Source organism: Halobacillus sp. K22, from assembly GCF_052246795.1.
Taxonomy (GTDB): Bacteria; Bacillota; Bacilli; order Bacillales; family Halobacillaceae; genus Halobacillus.
Map to the genome: position 1 here is coordinate 254317 of NZ_JBQQCN010000003.1, position 18715 is coordinate 273031.

The 18715-nt window shown below is 42.7% G+C and carries 13 protein-coding genes; all 13 read left to right on the forward strand.

The features are described 5' to 3' along the window. Positions 1-8: 8 nt before the first annotated feature. The 13 genes from ACTWPM_RS04340 to sigG all read left to right on the forward strand — a co-directional run bounded on the left by ACTWPM_RS04340 (position 9) and on the right by sigG (position 18390). Positions 9-2153 (forward strand): penicillin-binding transpeptidase domain-containing protein, encoded by a 2145-nt coding sequence (locus tag ACTWPM_RS04340; RefSeq protein ID WP_443131838.1) that lies wholly within the window; start codon positions 9-11, stop codon positions 2151-2153. Positions 2154-2243: 90 nt separating this feature from the next. Then, positions 2244-4166 carry a stage V sporulation protein D gene (locus ACTWPM_RS04345; RefSeq protein WP_443131839.1) on the forward strand — a complete coding sequence of 641 codons (1923 nt, stop codon included), beginning with the start codon at positions 2244-2246 and terminating at the stop codon, positions 4164-4166. A 136-nt stretch (positions 4167-4302) separates the two neighbouring features. After that, on the forward strand, positions 4303-5778 hold the full coding sequence (locus ACTWPM_RS04350; RefSeq protein WP_443131840.1) for a UDP-N-acetylmuramoyl-L-alanyl-D-glutamate--2,6-diaminopimelate ligase: 1476 nt from the start codon (positions 4303-4305) through the stop codon (positions 5776-5778). Further along, positions 5775-7136, forward strand: a complete 1362-nt coding sequence (locus tag ACTWPM_RS04355; protein WP_443131841.1) for a UDP-N-acetylmuramoyl-tripeptide--D-alanyl-D-alanine ligase — start codon at positions 5775-5777, stop codon at positions 7134-7136. The genes ACTWPM_RS04350 and ACTWPM_RS04355 overlap by 4 nt, the downstream gene beginning before the upstream one ends. A gap of 44 nt (positions 7137-7180) precedes the next feature. Beyond that, positions 7181-8167 carry a phospho-N-acetylmuramoyl-pentapeptide-transferase gene (mraY, locus tag ACTWPM_RS04360; RefSeq protein ID WP_443131842.1) on the forward strand — a complete coding sequence of 329 codons (987 nt, stop codon included), beginning with the start codon at positions 7181-7183 and terminating at the stop codon, positions 8165-8167. After that, on the forward strand, positions 8164-9510 hold the full coding sequence (murD, locus tag ACTWPM_RS04365; RefSeq protein ID WP_443131843.1) for a UDP-N-acetylmuramoyl-L-alanine--D-glutamate ligase: 1347 nt from the start codon (positions 8164-8166) through the stop codon (positions 9508-9510). Before mraY ends, murD begins: the two co-directional genes overlap by 4 nt. Before the next feature lie 61 nt (positions 9511-9571). Beyond that, positions 9572-10672, forward strand: a complete 1101-nt coding sequence (gene spoVE, locus ACTWPM_RS04370; protein WP_443131844.1) for a stage V sporulation protein E — start codon at positions 9572-9574, stop codon at positions 10670-10672. A gap of 398 nt (positions 10673-11070) precedes the next feature. After that, on the forward strand, positions 11071-12096 hold the full coding sequence (locus ACTWPM_RS04375) for a cell division protein FtsQ/DivIB (protein ID WP_443131845.1): 1026 nt from the start codon (positions 11071-11073) through the stop codon (positions 12094-12096). A 314-nt stretch (positions 12097-12410) separates the two neighbouring features. Beyond that, positions 12411-13700, forward strand: a complete 1290-nt coding sequence (gene ftsA / locus ACTWPM_RS04380) for a cell division protein FtsA (RefSeq protein ID WP_443131846.1) — start codon at positions 12411-12413, stop codon at positions 13698-13700. Positions 13701-13775: 75 nt separating this feature from the next. Then, positions 13776-14930: a cell division protein FtsZ gene (gene ftsZ, locus ACTWPM_RS04385; protein ID WP_443131847.1), complete on the forward strand. Its 1155-nt coding sequence runs from the start codon at positions 13776-13778 to the stop codon at positions 14928-14930. Between the two features lie 937 nt (positions 14931-15867). Continuing rightward, on the forward strand, positions 15868-16794 hold the full coding sequence (gene spoIIGA / locus ACTWPM_RS04390) for a sigma-E processing peptidase SpoIIGA (protein WP_443131848.1): 927 nt from the start codon (positions 15868-15870) through the stop codon (positions 16792-16794). Positions 16795-16809: 15 nt separating this feature from the next. Further along, positions 16810-17529, forward strand: coding sequence for an RNA polymerase sporulation sigma factor SigE (gene sigE, locus ACTWPM_RS04395; RefSeq protein ID WP_014643122.1), 720 nt, complete (start codon positions 16810-16812; stop codon positions 17527-17529). 21 nt (positions 17530-17550) lie between these two features. Beyond that, on the forward strand, positions 17551-18390 hold the full coding sequence (sigG, locus tag ACTWPM_RS04400) for an RNA polymerase sporulation sigma factor SigG (RefSeq protein WP_443131861.1): 840 nt from the start codon (positions 17551-17553) through the stop codon (positions 18388-18390). The last annotated feature ends 325 nt before the right edge of the window (positions 18391-18715 follow it).

Below are 18715 nucleotides of genomic sequence, written 5' to 3' on the forward strand. Positions count from 1 at the left end.
ATGTATATATGAAAAACCCAAATACACATAGGGGTGCAGCTCTGCTCATCCTTGTGTTTTCTTTTGTATTTCTGATTATTGTCGGCCGCTTTCTTTATATTGAAACTACAGCGACTGTAGAGGGTGTAGATTTAAAAGAATGGGCAGAAGAAATAAGAACCAGTTCTTACAATATAGATGCCGCCCGAGGCAAGATCTATGATAAGAACGGAATGGTGCTGGCTTATGATCGTCCAATGTATCGTATGCAGGCAATTGTAGACCCGGACTATTCGGCAAACCTTGAAAACCCTAAACACGTAACTGATCCTGAAAAAGTGGCTTCAGAACTAGCTCCTTTGCTTGAAATGGAAGAAAGTGAAGTCATTGAAACGATTAAGAATGGTCAGGAAAATGATCGTTTCCAAGTAGAGTTTGGAGCTAATGGCCGTGAGATTTCTCAAGAGGAAATGGAAGAGATCAAGGATTTGAATTTGAATGGTATCACTTTTCAGGAAGAAGCTAAACGATATTATCCAAATGGCGTGTTCGCTTCCCACCTTATCGGTTTTGCTCGTTCAGAAGATGGGAATATCAAGGGAATTACAGGAATAGAAAAACAGATGCAGGAGTTTCTAAAAGAAGAAGAAGGAAAAATCAGCTATGAGCGTGATAAATACGGAACCAAACTGCTGGATCCAAACCAGGTCATGAAAGAGCCGGATGATGGGGAGAATGTTTACCTGACAATCGACCAGAAGATCCAGACCTTTCTGGAAGATGCCATGGCTCAAGTAGATGAACAATACAGTCCAGAGAAGATCATGGCTGGTGTTATGGATCCGGATACAGGTCAGATTTTAGCCATGAGTAATCGCCCGAGTTATAATCCTAATAACATCGGCAAGGTGGAAAACTGGTACAATGATTTAATATCTTATCCTTTCGAACCAGGGTCCACTATGAAAATGTTCACATGGGCTTCAGCCATTGAAGAAGGAGTTTATGATGGCGATGAGCTATATAAATCCGGAAGGTATCAGGTAACTGAGAATTCAAGTACTATAGGCGATCATAACAACGGAGAAGGCTGGGGTATGATTTCCTTTAATGAAGGGTTTCAGCGATCCTCAAACGTTGCGGCTTCGATCCTTGCTTATGAGAAATTAGGACCTGATAAGTTTAAAAAATATCTCTCGGACTTTCATCTTAATCAACAGTCAGGAATTGACTTGCCAGGAGAGAAAACGGGTTCGTTAGTTTTCGATAAACCAATCGAGCAGATTACAACCTCGTTTGGCCAAGGCTCCACGTTTGCACCGATCCAGCTCATGACGGCTGCAACATCCATTGCAAACGATGGCAAAATGATGAAACCTTATATTCTTTCAAAGATTTCTTCAAGTAAGGACGGGGAAATTCTAAAAGAACGGTCACCTGAAGTTATTGGAGAACCTATTTCAAAATCAACAGCTTCTCAAGTGAGAGATTTAATGGGTCAGGTAATTACATCAGAGAATGGCACGGGTCAGAAGTTTAAACTTGATGATTTTTCCCTGGCAGGGAAGACCGGAACTGCACAGCTCAGTAAACCTGGCGGAGGATATATGACCGGAAGAGAGAACTATACGTTTTCATTCATGGGGATGGCTCCGAAAGACGACCCTGAATTAATAATGTATGTGGCCGTTCAGCAGCCAAATCTGGATAATACGGAGTATGGCTCAGATCCTGTATCCCATATTGTGAAAACAGTAATGGAAAACAGCCTGCATTATCTGGATATTAAACCAGATGAGGAGAGTCAAACTAACGTATCTCAGCTTAAGCTTCCTGATGTCACCGATCTTTCTGTCGAACAGGCTTCCAGCCAATTGAAAGAAGACTTCAATCGCGTGGAAGTGGTGGGACAAGGCAGTGAGGTAGAGAAAATATTACCAGAGCCAGGCTCTGAGGTTGTAAAGAACCAAAGAATTATGGTTATAACCGATCAGCCAACGATGCCTGACTTGACGGGCTACTCCTTACGGGATGTCCACCGTCTGGCTGAGTATTTTGGATTAAAAATAGAAACAATGGGTAACGGCTATGTAACAAAACAAAGCATAGCTCCAGGTTCAGAAATTAATGAAGAAGGATATTTGGTGGTGGAATTAACACCGCCTGACTCCTAGAAAGACCATTCCAGACAGTGTTCTAATCGCTTCTCCAATGCATATAGTGATACAAGCTGACTCTACCGACTTTCAAAAGGAGTTATGTGGATGAGAAGAGTATCGCAAGTCATTGTGAAGAAGCGATTGATCACTGTTTTTCTTGTGGGAATGGTTATTTTTTGTATCATTATTGGAAGGCTCGGATACGTGCAATTTGTACTCAGTGATTTTCTGATTGCTAAAGCAGAAGAGTCCTGGAGCCGCGATATCACGTTTGAACCAGAACGAGGGAACATTGTGGATACGAACGGGGAAGTGCTTGTCGGTAATCAGTCGGCACCTACAGTCATGGTTGTGCCAAGGCAGGTGAAGGACCCTGAATCCACAGCTAAGCACCTGGCTCAGATTCTTGAGATGAGTGTGGAAAAAGCATACACCCACGTCACAAAACAAATATCCATTGAAAAAATCCATCCAGAAGGCCGAAAAATCTCTGAAGATAAAGCGGAAGCTATACAATCCCTGGGGATGCCGGGTGTCTACATAGCGGAAGATTCGGAACGCTACTACCCTCATGGTTCGTTTCTTTCCCATGTTCTCGGATTCAGCGGCATTGATAATCAGGGGCTGCTTGGTCTTGAAGCCTACTATGATGATGAGCTTAAAGGCGAAAAGGGAGCTCTATCTTTCTTCTCAGATGCAAAAGGAAAAAGGATGCCTGACATGGCCGATATTTACAAGCCTCCGGTGGATGGAAAAGATCTTCAGCTTACGATTGATTATAAAGTTCAAGCCATTGTGGAGAGGGAACTGGATATTGCCCAAAGCAAATACAATCCTGATGGAGCGGTCGCTTTAGCGGTGGACCCTGATACGGGAAAAGTTGTAGCTATGGCCTCGCGTCCGAATTTCAATCCAGCTGATTATCAGGAAGTAGAACCAATGGTTTATAATCGCAACTTACCAGTATGGAGTACGTACGAGCCGGGTTCCACCTTTAAAATTATTACACTCGCAGCGGCACTGGAAGAAAATCTGGTAGATCTTCACGATGAACACTTTCACGATTCAGGTGCTGTGAAAGTTGATGGAGCTACATTGCATTGCTGGAAGCGTGGAGGACATGGGGACCAGACGTTTCTGGAAGTTGTGCAAAACTCCTGTAACCCTGGATTTGTCCAATTAGGTCAGCGCTTAGGGAAAGATAAACTTTTTGAATATATTGACCGCTTCGGTTTTGGTGAAAAGACCGGCATAGACTTGGAAGGTGAAGGCAAAGGGATTTTGTTTAAACCTGAAAATGTTGGACCTGTAGAGCAGGCAACAACAGCGTTTGGACAAGGGGTTTCTGTCACACCTATTCAGCAGGTGATGGCAGTAGCAGCGGCTGTGAATGGAGGGTATTATTATGAACCTTACATTCAGGAAGCCTGGCTTGATCCAGTCACAGGGGAAGCAGAGGAAAAGAATGAGCCTAAAGTAAAGGATCGCGTGATTTCAGAAGAAACGTCTGCTCAAATAAGAAAGGCTCTTGAAAGCGTAGTGGCTAAAGGAACTGGCCGGGGGGCTTATGTTGAAGGCTATCGCGTAGGTGGTAAGACCGGTACCGCTCAAAAAGTAGGACCAGACGGAAGGTATATGGAAAACAACCATATCGTTTCATTTATTGGGTTTGCCCCGGCGGATGATCCTGAATTAGTGGTTTACCTTGCCATTGATAACCCGAAGGATACCGTTCAATTTGGTGGGGTTGTCGCAGCTCCTATCGTCGGGAACATCATGGAGGACAGTCTTAGAGCTCTAGAGGTAAAACCGCGTAAAGATGGGTTGGAGAAAGAATACACATGGCCAGATGAGCCATTGGTTGAAGTCCCTAATGTTACAGGGCTTGAGAAGAAAGAGCTCAACCAGCTGCTGACAAACCTGGAAATTGAGGCAAGTGGAAAAGGAGATAAAGTGATCACTCAGGCTCCTGAGGCAGGAGTGAAGGTACCAAGCGGATCAAAGGTGCGAGTTTATATGGGGAATTAATAATGTTCTGTTAAATTATGAATGACTTTAATAAAGAAGCAGGGACTGTTAACAGAATTAAAAAAATAATTATGGGCATACAGAAGGTTCACCAATTTGCTATAATGAATCTTGTATGTAGGTAAGGGTGACAGTTATGAAAATGAAAAAGTTACTGAAGCTTATGCCTTTTTATAAAGTAACTCAACCCCTGTCAGACATTACGGTTAAAGGGATTTCGATGGATTCAAGATCCACGGGTCCCGGAGACCTTTTTATTTGCATTCCCGGCGTTGAAGCTGATGGACATGAGTATGTGCGAGAAGCAGAAGCTAAAGGAGCTGCTGTATTTATAGCTGAAAGAGAAGTCGCGACCAGTCTGCCTGTTGTAATCGTGAATGATACGGTGAGGGCCCTTGCGATGGCGGCTTCTATTTTTTATGGATTCCCATCCGAGCACTTAAGGGTGATCGGAATTACCGGCACGAACGGGAAAACAACAATCACGTATTTATTGGACGAAATCTTTCGGAACAATAAGCAGCGGACAGGAATGATCGGCACGATTCAGGTGTCCATCGCAGAAAAAACCTATCCTGTTAAAAATACCACACCGGATAGTCTCTCACTTCAACGTTATTTTGCGGAGATGCGCAAGGCGAAGGTAGATACGGCAATTATGGAGGTCTCCTCTCATGCGCTGGATCAAGGCAGGGTATATGGCTGCGATTTTGACATTGCTATCTTCACAAACCTTACCCGCGATCACTTGGATTATCATGATAATTTTGACGATTATCTTCGGGCTAAGTCCCTATTGTTTGCTCAGTTGGGTAACGGGTATAATAAGGGGCGGCGTAAATTCGCTATTATAAATAAAGATTCCAAGCAGTCAAAACGTTTTATCCGCTCAACTTCACAACCTCTGCTTACGTATGGGATTCACTCAGCAGCTGATATTATGGCAAAGGACATTACACTAAAAGAGACAGGTACCGCTTATGTCCTGGAAACACCCAAAGGGAATATTGCTATTAACAGCCCTCTGATGGGGCTCTTTAGTATTTATAACATGCTTGCTGCAGCTGGGGCGGCAATTTTGTCAGGTATTCCTCTTTCTGTCATCAAACATGCTTTTGAAACCACTCGTGGTGTTCGGGGACGTTTTGAACCGGTGCGGGAAGGGCAGGAATATGGAGTAGTGATTGATTATGCCCATACGCCGGATTCCCTGGAAAATGCTTTACAGACGATTTCGGAATTCTGTAAAGGTACCACCTATGTAGTAGTGGGATGCGGAGGGGACAGAGATCGGAGTAAGCGGCCGTATATGGCGGATGCTGCTATAAAAGGTGCTGACTACGTAATTTTTACAACGGATAACCCGCGCACCGAGGATCCGAAGCAGATTTTTCAGGATATGACCACTCACCTGAGCGAGCCCTTCGAGTTGATTGAAGATCGGAAGGACGCAATTGAACATGCGCTTAAGAGGGCAAAAGCAGGAGATATGGTACTTATTGCTGGAAAAGGACACGAAACTTATCAGGAAATCAATGGTGTGAGACACCATTTCGATGATAGTGAAGTAGCAAGAATGATATTAAAGAGAATGAAGGAGCGTCCATCATGATTTTAGAAGTGCAAGAACTGACCACTCTCTTCCCTGAATTTAAAGGAGCGGCCCAAGACAGAATTACGTTAAGAGAAATTTTAACCGATACAAGAAAGGAAGCTAAGCAGAGTTTATTCATACCTATTGTGGGAGAGAATTTTGATGCCCATGACTTTATAAAAGATGCCATTATACAAGGGGCGGTCGCAGCTCTCTGGCAGAAGGATAAAGAGCTTCCTACTGCTGTACCGACCGATTTCCCTGTCTTTTTTGTTGAGGATACTACGAAAGGCCTTCAGGAAGTGGCTGCTTATTATTTGCAGAAGGTTCAACCATTAGTCATTGGAATCACTGGCTCTAATGGAAAGACAACCACAAAGGATATGACCGCTTCCGTGTTAAGCCGAAAGTATAAGACTCATAAAACTTCCGGGAATTTTAATAATCATATCGGTCTTCCTCTGACGGTTCTTGCGATGAATCAAGATACAGAAGTGCTTGTTCTGGAAATGGGGATGGACCGGGCGGGTGAAATTTCCGTCTTATCAAAACTTGCTCATCCAACGTATGCCATCATTACAAACATTGGCGAGTCCCATATTGAAAATCTTGGTTCCAGGGAAGGTATTGCTTCTGCTAAACTGGAAATCATGGATGGAATGCCTGAGGACGGTACGGTAATCATTGATGGCGATGAGCTTCTATTAAAAGCCGTTAAGGAAGATAAGCGTTCCTTTTCATGCGGGTTTGAAAGCAATAATAGCATGCAAGCTAAGGTAATCAAAACTTCAGATGACGCCAGTGAATTCACAATAAATGAAAAAGAAACTTATAAGCTTCCTCTCGCAGGAAGGCATAATGTGAAGAATGCGTCTTACGTAATTGCCCTGGCAAAAAAGTCAGGTCTGTCAGCGGACCAAATTCAAGAAGGTTTTGATCATCTCCAGATGTCAGGTATGCGTTATGAAAAACATATGGGGATAAATGATTCCTTAATTATTAATGATGCTTATAATGCATCACCGACCTCAATGAAAGCCCTCATTGAAGTGATGGCTCAATTAACAACAAAATCTCACAAAGTCCTGATACTCGGGGATATGTTTGAACTTGGTGCACAGTCCAGAGCATTACACCGCAGTGTAGCCGAAGCGGTTAACGAGAAAATTCATGAAGTGTACACCATTGGCGAGCATTCCGAAGAAATCTCAAGGGCAGTTGCTGAAAAGCACCCACAAATAACAACTAAGCATTTTACAGATAAAAATACTTTAAGTCATCATGTACGTGCAGCATTAACGGCCGAAACCGTAGTTCTTATTAAAGCTTCGAGAGGAATGAAGCTGGAGGAATTACTGAACGATCTCGTAAAATGATTCATAGGAGATGATGGACAACGAAGTAACAGGAGGTACTAGAAATGAACGACTACATATTACTAATCACCATGGCATTATCATTCGCACTTACCGTTGTGATATCGCCGATCATCATTCCTTATTTGAGACGTTTGAAGTTCGGTCAGGCAATTAGAGAAGAAGGTCCAGAATCACACCAGAAAAAATCCGGGACCCCTACAATGGGCGGGGTGATGATTATCATTGCGGTACTTGTCACTACCCTTTGTGCCTCATACTGGTTTACTCCGGGGGATTCAAGCGTCCACCTGTTTCTTGTTTTATTCGTGCTGCTCGGGTATGGTCTGCTTGGATTTTTAGATGATTATATAAAAGTAGCCTTAAAGCGTAATCTAGGTTTAACTTCAAAACAGAAAATGCTTGGCCAGGTAATTATCGCACTCGTAGTTTATATTATTTTAGAACGAACAGGTTTTCCTACATTTATTACGTTACCTGGTACATCTTTTGAATTGGAACTGGGCTGGGGTTACGGACTGCTCATTTTATTCATGCTTGTAGGTGGCTCCAATGCTGTTAATTTAACAGATGGTTTGGATGGATTGCTTGCAGGAACAGCAGCTATTGCTTTTGGAGCTTTTGCGATCCTGGCATGGACCGATCAGTCTAATGTCGAAGTAACCATTTTCACCCTTGCTGTTGTAGGAGCATTATTAGGTTTTCTCGTATTTAATGCCCACCCGGCCAAGGTGTTTATGGGGGACACTGGCTCGCTTGCTTTAGGCGGAGCGATTGCTATCGCAGCCATATTAACAAAACTTGAACTTATCCTTGTGATCATTGGCGGGGTGTTTGTACTTGAAACTCTCTCTGTTATTATCCAGGTTATATCTTTTAAAACAACAGGTAAGAGAGTCTTTAAGATGAGCCCTCTCCACCACCATTACGAACTGAAAGGCTGGTCCGAGTGGCGTGTAGTCACAACGTTCTGGACAGTAGGTCTTGTATTTGCTGTACTTGGGATTTATATTGAGGTGATGTTTGGATGAAGACGTTAAATAATTTTCCTTATAAAAATGTATTAGTTGTTGGCTTAGCTAAGAGCGGCACGGCCGCCGCCCATCTTCTGCTCGATTCAAAGGTCAACGTTAGAATTAATGATTTGAAGGCGGACAAAGAGAGTGAAGAGGTTCAAAACTTAATTGAAAAAGGGGCAGAAGTCATTACCGGCGGACATCCACTTGAAGCGCTCGACGGAATAGATCTGATTGTTAAAAATCCAGGCATTCCTTATGAGAATCCTCTAATTGAAGAAGCGGTAAATCGGGAAGTGCCGGTAGTTACGGAGGTAGAACTCGCCGGCAGGCTTCATGAGGGCCCGCTGGTTGCGATCACCGGTTCCAATGGAAAAACTACGACCACCACTTTAATCCACGAAATTATTAAAGCTGATCACAAACCCGTTTCCGTAGCCGGGAATATTGGAAAGGTTGCTTGTGAAGTAGCTCGTTCGACAAGTCCGGAAGAGGCCATGGTCGTCGAAATGTCTTCCTTTCAGCTGTTAGGGACAGAAACGTTCAAACCGGACATCGCTGTTCTCTTAAACCTTTACGAAGCTCATTTAGATTATCATGGTACACTTGAAGCTTACCACAATGCAAAAGCGAAAATTTTTGAAAATCAGACCGTTGGAGATACGTTTGTTTATAATGCCGATGATGAGAAGATCAAGAGCTACCTTAAGGATGCCAAGTCAAAACAGGTACCATTTACGATTACCCAGCAGGGTACAGGGGCCTGGGCAGACAATGAATGGATTTATTTTAATGAAGAAGCCATTATGAAAAAATCTGACATCGTGCTGGTAGGGGAACAGAATCTGCAAAATATCCTGGCCGCTTTAGCAGTGGTAAAAACAATCGGGGTTTCCAACGAAGCCATACAACAGGTGCTGACGACCTTTGCTGGTGTGAAGCACCGACTGGAATACGTGCAGGAGAAAAACGGCAGGTTCTTTTACAATGACTCTAAAGCAACAAATATATTAGCCACTTCCTATGCGCTGCGGTCATTCCAGCAGCCGATTATTTTGCTCGCCGGGGGACTGGACCGGGGCAACAGCTTTGAAGGGCTTGCTCCATACCTTTCTAACGTGAAAGCAATGGTCTTATTCGGCGAAACTGCCGAACTATTAAAAGAGACCGGGGAAGCTGCGGGAATTAAAGATATCATTAAAGTTGAGACTATGGATAAGGCTGTAACAGAAGCTTATCGTCTATCCAAGACAGATGATGTGGTTTTATTATCTCCTGCCTGTGCGAGCTGGGATCAATATCGCACATTTGAAGAAAGAGGCAACATGTTTACAGAAGCTGTGCATAAGCTGAAGTAAGGGCTTTATGCGACAAGCTTGAGCCCTGTTTTCCATCCAGATGGGAGGTAGGGCTTTTTTTATGGAGGAAAAACGAAGAAAGCCGGATTTATGGTTAGTTGCCGCTATACTAGGGATATTGATCATGGGGATTATCATGGTTTACAGTTCCTCAAGCATATGGTCCGAGTATAAGTTTGATGACCCCTGGTTCTTTGCGAAGCGGCAAATCCTTTTTGCCTCAGTAGGACTGGTTGCCATGGTGACGTTATCAAGAATTCCTTACTACGTTTGGCACGGGCACTCTAAGTGGATTCTAATCATGTGTCTGGTTTTCTTAATTGCTGTATTGATTCCAGGTGTGGGCATGGTACGAGGGGGCGCCCGAAGCTGGATCGGCGTAGGGATGTTCAGTATTCAGCCTTCAGAATTTATGAAGCTCGGTTTAATATTATTTTTGGCGCGTTTTTTATCAGAGCGGCAAAAGAAAATGAACTCATTTCAACAGGGGTTTCTTCCTGGACTAGCATTAATCCTGGTCCCGTTTGCTTTGATAATGCTGCAGCCTGATTTAGGGACAGGCGTGGTTATGGTAGGGACATGTATGGTGATGATGTTTACTGCGGGAGCCAGAATCAGCCACTTCATGTGGATGGCCGCGGCAGGTATGGCTGGAATGATTGCTTTAATTGCTTCTGCCCCTTACCGAATTAAACGTATTACCGCATTTCTTCACCCATGGGAAGATCCTCTTGGAAGCGGATTTCAAATTATTCAGTCCCTGTATGCGATTGGTCCTGGAGGATTGCTAGGGCTTGGACTCGGAAACAGCATGCAAAAATTCTTTTACTTACCTGAGCCACAAACGGATTTTATTTTCGCTGTACTCGCAGAAGAACTCGGTTTCCTGGGCGGAGCTTTTATCCTGGTTTTATTTTTCATCCTCTTGTGGAGAGGAATCAGGACAAGTCTTTATGCCCCTGACTTGTTTGGTTCTTTACTCGCCCTCGGCATCGTAGGTATGGTATCCATCCAAGTGATGATCAATGTTAGTGTAGTAACCGGATTAATTCCAGTAACCGGGATTACCCTCCCTTTAGTAAGTTATGGAGGATCCTCTCTAACTCTCACTCTGGCCTCTCTGGGACTGTTACTTAGTGTCAGCCGATTTTCAAATCACTAGACGAAGACGATACAGTTTTTATCTGTATCGTCTTTTTATTATTTTTCTGGTTTTATTAACGTAGTCGATGAAATTTATAAGGGGATTATTGAACGATCGGGAGCTGCTCGAATTTAACAGGTACAATTCTTTAATTTTGTTGTGAAACTCATGGAAAATGGATGACGTGAAGCTGTAATTCTGACATACTAGTCAATGGAAGCGGATTAATGAGAAAATAGAAGAAAATATTATTAAACTAGTTCAACTCACGTAATCCGTTAGCGAAAATTTGTGATATAATGGGAGTCATTAGATGAAGAAACTCTCTTCATTGAATTAAGTAATGGTAAATCATTCTTTCATACAGCTTAATGCAGCATCGAAAGGGTGTCTAGCAGTAAGGAGAAATGCCCGTTATGGAAGAGAGAAAAGTCGTTTCCATAGAAGATCGCATACCTAAGTTGAAGCAGACTAGAAGGAAAAAAGCAAACAGAAGATTGATTCTTTATTTGATGATTCTCTTTTTACTCATTGCGGTTGTGATCTATTTGCAGTCACCGCTTAGCAATGTAGGTAATATAGAAGTTCAGGGTGAAAGGCATGTAAGTGCTGATAAAATCAAAGAACTGGCTGGTATTACCACAGAGACCAATTATTGGAAAGTAGATACTGATTCTATAAAAACTAATGTTGAATCTCATAAAGAAATTAAGAGTGTGAATGTAGATCGAGATTTACCTAATACTGTTCAGATTCAGGTTGAAGAAGCAGAGCGGATTGGATATGTGCAAAAGAATGGTGAATTCTCTGCAATTCTTGAGAATGGAACTAAATTAGAATCTACCTCTTCACTCCCAGGTGGAGATGCGCCGATCCTTGCCGGGTTTTCAAAACAGACGTATCTTGAAGAAATGTCCAAGGAGTTGAAGGAGTTACCGCAGAGTGTAACTAACTTAATTTCCGAAATTCATTGGGAGCCTAAAGAGGACAATCCTTATCAAATTAGATTGTATATGAACGATGGCTTTCAGGTCCTGGCTTCTATCCGGAATTTTTCAAATAAGATGACCATTTATCCATCCATTGTATCTCAATTGGAAGATGACGCCGAAGGGATTATTCATATCGATGTAGGCGCTTATTTTGAAGAATATGCTACCTCGGAGGAAGAAGGAGAGACTGAAGGAGAGACTGAAGGAGAGACCGGGGCTGAAACCCCTGAGCAGAATGCGGAATCAACCCCTGCACCTGAGGAGACTACGGAAGCAACTCCAGCGTCTGAAGCAAATAACAATCCTGAAGAAAATCTGGAGCAACCTCCGCCATCTGAACAGGACACGGAACAAAATGGAAGTACGGAAGAGAGCAATGAATCTTCAGAAAATCCAGACCAGAATATTCTTTCTCCAGATGACTCCGGCTCGGAAGAATCTGAGCAGTAAGCTCAGGCTAAGTCTTAAGGGTAAAGGAAAAGGGGAAGTTGAAATGGCTCGGCGGCGGCAGGGTAGGGTGAAACCATATAATTCTTACGAATGCTGCTTGACTTAAATTATAAAAAATGCGACGAATGAAAAGGATATTCTTTAGACTTTGTGGAAATCAACTAAAAGAATAGCTTAAAAAATGAATTGAAGAAAAGCCGGAGTCTCAAAACTTATCATTTGATTTACGAATTGGTTGCAAAGATTGTTTTTTTATCGTAAATTCGATATGCTTTGAACTACTCATATGGCTTGTAATAGGAGGTGCGCCACTGGTGAAACAAGAAGAAATATTAGTTAGCTTAGATATAGGCACGAGTCGAATAAAAGTAATTATTGGAGAAATCTCAAATGATACCCTCAATATTATTGGTGTAGGCTCAGCAAAATCAAACGGTATGAAAAAAGGGGCAATTGTTGATATAGATCAAACGGTCCATTCTATCCGTTCAGCTGTAGAACAGGCAGAACGTATGGTAGATATGAAGATTGACCGTGTAGTGGTAGGTATTAACGGCAATCATATTCAGCTGCAATCATGCCATGGAGTGGTAGCTGTCTCAAGTGAAAGCAGAGAGATTGGCAATGAAGATATTACAAGGGTCATTGACGCAGCCCAGGTGCTTTCCATCCCTCCTGAAAGAGAGATTATTGATGTCATACCCCGTCAGTTTATTGTAGATGGCCAGGATGAAATTACTGACCCTCGTGGAATGATTGGCGTCCGACTGGAAATGGAAGGTATGATTATTACTTGTGCTAAAACCGTTTTACATAACACTTTGAAATGTGTTGAGCGTGCGGGGCTTGAGGTACTGGATGTTTGTCTTCAGCCTCTGGCTTCAGGGACAGTTTCCTTGTCCAGCGACGAAACAAATCTTGGTGTTGCGCTCCTGGATGTGGGCGGTGGATCCACCACAATTTCTGTATTTGAAGATGGCCACCTTAAAGGAACAAGCTTGATTCCGTTTGGTGGAGACAACATTACAAAAGACTTGTCGATCGGATTAAGAACTTCGACAGAAGAAGCAGAAAAAGTAAAAGTCGAGCATGGACACGCATTTTTTGATGATGCTAATGAACAGGAAACATTTTCTGTAACAATCATTGGAAGTAATCGCGAACAGGCATTCAATCAATTGCAATTATCTGATATGATTGAAGCTAGACTAGAAGAAATATTTGTCTTAGCAGCGGAAGAGCTTCAGAGAATGGGAGTAAGAGAACTGCCGGGTGGTTTTGTACTGACTGGCGGAACGATGAACATGCCTGGCATACTTGAACTTGCCCAGGATGTATTCCATTCCAATGTTCGTTTGGCAATTCCGGATTATATTGGTGTAAGAGAACCGCAGTTTACAAGTGGAGTCGGTATCTTGCAATTCGCTTATCGTAATGCGAAAATACAAGGAAAAGAGATTTTCCCATCTGTAACTGAAGAATTTACACAACCAGCGCCTAAAAAACAGAAGCGTGCTGCGAAACAGCAAAATGAAGAAAATGAAAAGCCCGAGAAGAAGAAAGAGTCAGGCTTGTCCAACTTATTGAAGTATTTCTTTGATTAATGACAGGTCAAAGTCGGTCAGCGGACGGACACAAACAATAAATCTTGTAATCTCGTGTATTAGGAGGAACGGAAGATGTTAGATTTTGATACAAGCATGGACCAACTGGCAACCATTAAAGTTATCGGAGTAGGCGGTGGTGGCAGTAATGCCGTCAACCGTATGATTGAGCATGGAGTGCAGGGCGTAGAATTTATCGCCGTGAATACGGATGCTCAGGCACTGAATTTATCCAAAGCAGAAGTTAAAATGCAAATCGGCGGTAAGCTGACTCGAGGTCTTGGTGCGGGTGCAAACCCGGAAGTAGGCCGTAAAGCTGCCGAAGAAAGTAAGGAACAGCTAGAAGAAGCCCTTCAAGGAGCAGATATGGTTTTCGTTACAGCCGGAATGGGCGGCGGAACTGGTACAGGGGCTGCACCGGTCATTGCACAAGTTGCTAAAGAACTGGGTGCGCTGACTGTAGGCGTTGTAACACGTCCGTTTACATTCGAAGGACGTAAGCGTTCTACACAAGCTGCAGGCGGAATCGAAGGATTGAAAGGAAGCGTAGATACGCTGATCGTCATTCCAAACGACCGTCTTCTTGAAATTGTTGATAAAAACACCCCTATGCTGGAAGCATTCCGTGAAGCAGACAATGTCCTTCGTCAAGGTGTCCAAGGCATCTCAGACTTGATCGCTGTTCCAGGACTGATCAACGTTGACTTCGCAGACGTTAAGACCATCATGGTAGACAAAGGATCAGCTTTGATGGGTATTGGAATAGCTACAGGTGAAAGCAGAGCCGCAGAAGCTGCTAAGAAAGCCATCTCCTCACCATTACTTGAAACATCTATTGATGGTGCACATGGCGTATTGATGAATATCAGCGGCGGAACCAACCTGAGCCTGTACGAAGTTCAAGAAGCAGCTGATATCGTTACCTCAGCAGCTGATCAGGAAGTAAACGTAATCTTTGGTTCAGTTATTAATGAAAACCTCAAAGATGAAATTGTAGTTACGGTTATTGCAACTGGTTTTGATGAGACGCAGATTGCTCAAGGGCAAAAGAAACGTCCATCTACAAGCCAACAGAGCCCGAGCCAGCAAAAACCTAGTCAGCCTGAGCGCAGCGTGCGTGAAGAACAACCACGCCGTGAGAGCCCTCAGCCGCAAAACCAAAAACCAAACCAGGAAGAAGACACCCTGGATATCCCGACGTTCTTAAGAAACCGGAATCGTCGCCGTTAAAATGAACTTAAAGACCGCTGCACTTTATAAGGTGCAGCGGTCTTTTTTTTGTGGGCTATGTTAAACGTTATTACTGAGTTTTATAAGCTCATTATTCAACTAAAGGGCCGTTTACTGTAAGACTCGAATTCGAGATATTGAGTTAGAGCGAAGGTCCTGCGGGGGACGATTCGCTTTCCGTGGGCATGTGGTAAGCTTCCTCAGGCTCCGCCTTCCGGGATCTTACCTATCATGTTCATCCCACAGGAGTCTTCATCGTCCCCCTCCGGACCTTGCGATAATTGTGTGTCTCGAACTTCTTTGGAGTAGAGGAATATTACGAGAAAGAGATAACATTCTGAACACATTGGTTTTGTTACGTTACCACGTGAATGACCCTGCTATAGAAGCATTTGAGGCAGATTTACCATGTCTTCTTTTTCCTATAGAAGGGTCCGTTCGCCAGATATCGCTGGGTGGGTTGGGAAATGACGAGACTCCCGTGGGAGAAGGAGCTAGGCGAGACCCCACAGGGAGTGATAACGACTGAGGAGGCTTGCCAGTTCCCCCACAGGAAAGCGAGTTATTTCCCAACCCACCCCTAGCCTTCTTTCCATAACGGACCCAATATATCTCGAAACTGAGTCTTCCACAAACGGGAGCTTATCTGTAAAATCAATTCAAAATTTAATCAGTCAATAAATCACCCTTCGCGATAACTATTTGTTTTCATTCTGTTTGATCAATTATTAATACTTTCGACAGGACTCTCCTGAAAAACGATCTTTGATTATGCAGTAGAGAAGGATAGGTAGGTAAGATATGGTAAGAGTAACGCAGGTTAACTACAATCGGATGGTTATAGTCCGTTACATGATGTTACAAAACTTGCTAGCCTGCTATTCAGATTGTGACAGACTTTTTAGGCGGACAAGCTTATAATTTCTTATAACAATAGATGAAGGGAGCGGGAGTCATCTATCTTGATGCTGTCTGGTTGCTCAATTTTTTAATGGATGCCATGATCCTCTATCTTACCCAGGGGGTGGTGCGGGCCAGATCGTCTAAAATCCGTATGTTTTTTGCCGCTTTTGCAGCCTCCAGCATTGTGCCGATATCTATTTTTATGCCGGATTTATGGTTGACGAGCACCCTTGGGAAGCTGGTCTTTTCTTTACTTATCATCGGTATTGCTTTTTCTTTTACCTCACTTCGCGCATTTTTTCTACAGTTGGTCAGCTTTTATTTTATAACGTTTTCTATGGGAGGAAGCATGCTTGGTGTCCATTATTTTCTAGCCACGGAAATTAGTATTCAAGGGGGGACGGTCGTAACGTTTTCAGGAGGATATGGTGATCCTGTCAGCTGGGTGTTTGTCTGCATTGGATTTCCTTGTTCATTTTTCTTTACTAAGTGGCGGCTGGAGCAAGTCAGTGTCCATCATATGAAACTTGAGAACATTTATGATGTGAAAGTCACTTGGAATGGTAAAGAAGTCCTCTGCCGTGGAATGGTCGACAGCGGAAATCAATTAATCGATCCCATCAGCAGGAAAATGGTATTTCTAGCCGACCATACAGTTATGGAACAGTTTCTTGAACCAGAAGTGCTTGAAAAACTACAAGTAGATCAAATCGTAACTTCAATGGAAGAATTGCCATCATCCATTCAATCGTCTGTTCGCTTAGTTCCTTTTCAAGCCGCAGGAACTAAAGGCCAACTGCTTGTTACTCTGTTAGTGGATCAAATTTCGATTGTAACGCCACAAGGAAATTTAGAAATGAAACAGCCATTGGTAGGTGTGCAGCATCATAATCTTACCCATGATCGTCTTTATCAAATGCTGATACATCCCCACATTATGGTTAAAGGAAAAACTGCCTAAGGGAAGGGGAATGACATGGTCAAATGGTTTTTTAAATTAAGGCTGTGGTTTTATCGTATTTTAATTAAGCTAGGAATCAAGCAAGATGAAATTTATTATATTGGAGGCAGTGAAGCTTTACCACCTCCACTTTCAAGAGAAGAAGAAAAAGAGCTGCTTGAGCTCCTGCCTAAAGGAGATAAGGCCGCACGTGCCATGCTGATTGAACGGAATTTGCGTCTAGTGGTCTATATAGCTAGAAAATTTGAAAACACAGGGTTAAATATAGAGGATCTAATCAGTATTGGAACCATTGGTTTAATTAAAGCCGTCAATACATTCGATCCAGAGAAAAAAATAAAACTGGCCACTTATGCTTCCCGCTGTATCGAAAATGAGATCCTTATGCATCTAAGAAAGAGTAATAAATTGAAAACAGAAGTTTCGTTTGATGAACCGCTAAACGTTGATTGGGACGGAAATGAACTATTATTATCCGATATTTTAGGCACGGAAGAAGATTTGACGACCAAGGGCATTGAGAAAAAAATAGACAAGAAATTACTAATGTCTGCCCTGGATCAATTAAATGATCGTGAGAAGCAGATTATGGAATTAAGGTTCGGTTTAATTGGAAAAAAAGAAAAAACACAAAAAGATGTTGCGGATATGATGGGGATCTCCCAGTCTTATATATCAAGGCTTGAGAAAAAGATTATTCGCCGCTTACAACGTGAATTCGATAAAATGGTCTAATAGAACTAATAAAACAAATGCATAAATTTTCCTCCCAGGGAGATACTGAGAACTGATTACAGCTTCTTGGGAGGGTCTTATTTGACACGACACAAAGTAGAAATATGCGGAGTAGATACATCCAAACTTCCAGTGCTGACCAATAAAGAAATGAAGGCCCTGTTTATACGTCTCCAAAGTGGTGAAACGGAAGCACGTGAGGAATTAGTCAATGGGAATCTTCGTTTAGTATTATCGGTTATTCAGCGCTTCAATAATCGCGGAGAATATGGTGATGATTTATTTCAAGTGGGCTGCATTGGATTAATGAAGTCCATAGACAATTTTGATTTAAGCCATAATGTTAAATTTTCTACTTATGCTGTACCAATGATTATTGGAGAAATACGCAGGTATTTGCGGGACAATAATCCGATACGCGTTTCAAGATCGTTAAGAGACACGGCTTATAAGGCTTTGCAAATGAGAGAGAAAATGATAAGTGAAACCAATAAAGACCCAGCCCCGCATGAAATTGCGGATAGAATGGGAGTGCCACACGAGGATGTCGTATTCGCTATGGATGCCATTCAGGATCCTGTTTCATTATTTGAACCGATTTACAATGATGGAGGCGATCCGATATTTGTGGTTGATCAGTTAAAAGACGACCGTGAAAAAGACTCCATCTGGTTAGATGAACTCTCTTTGCGTGAAGGCATGAAGAAATTGAATGATCGTGAAAAAATGATTTTGACAAAACGATTTTTCCAGGGTAAAACTCAAATGGAAGTCGCTGAAGAAATCGGAATATCTCAAGCGCAAGTATCCAGACTAGAAAAAGCTGCAATTAAAGAAATGAATTCATCTATGTTTCAATAAGTATCATCACACTATCGGTGAGAAGTAATCTGACTGTCGAGAAAGTCTTGACAGTCTTTTTTTGTGTCTGTAAAGCATTCGTCCCTTACGGTAGTAAGTATATAATTTAACTCCATAATGTAGAACGATTCTTGAGTATCAAGTGATCTTTGTTCGTGATTTCTTAAAGCTTTGTTAAGCCTCCCTTGTTAATCTTACAGATAAGCTCCCGTTACTGGAAGACTCAGTTTCGAGTCTTTTGTGAGAAATAGGTCCTGCGGGGGACGATTTCGCTTTCCGTGGGCATGTGGTAAGCTTCCTCAGGCTTCGCCTTCCGGGATCTTAC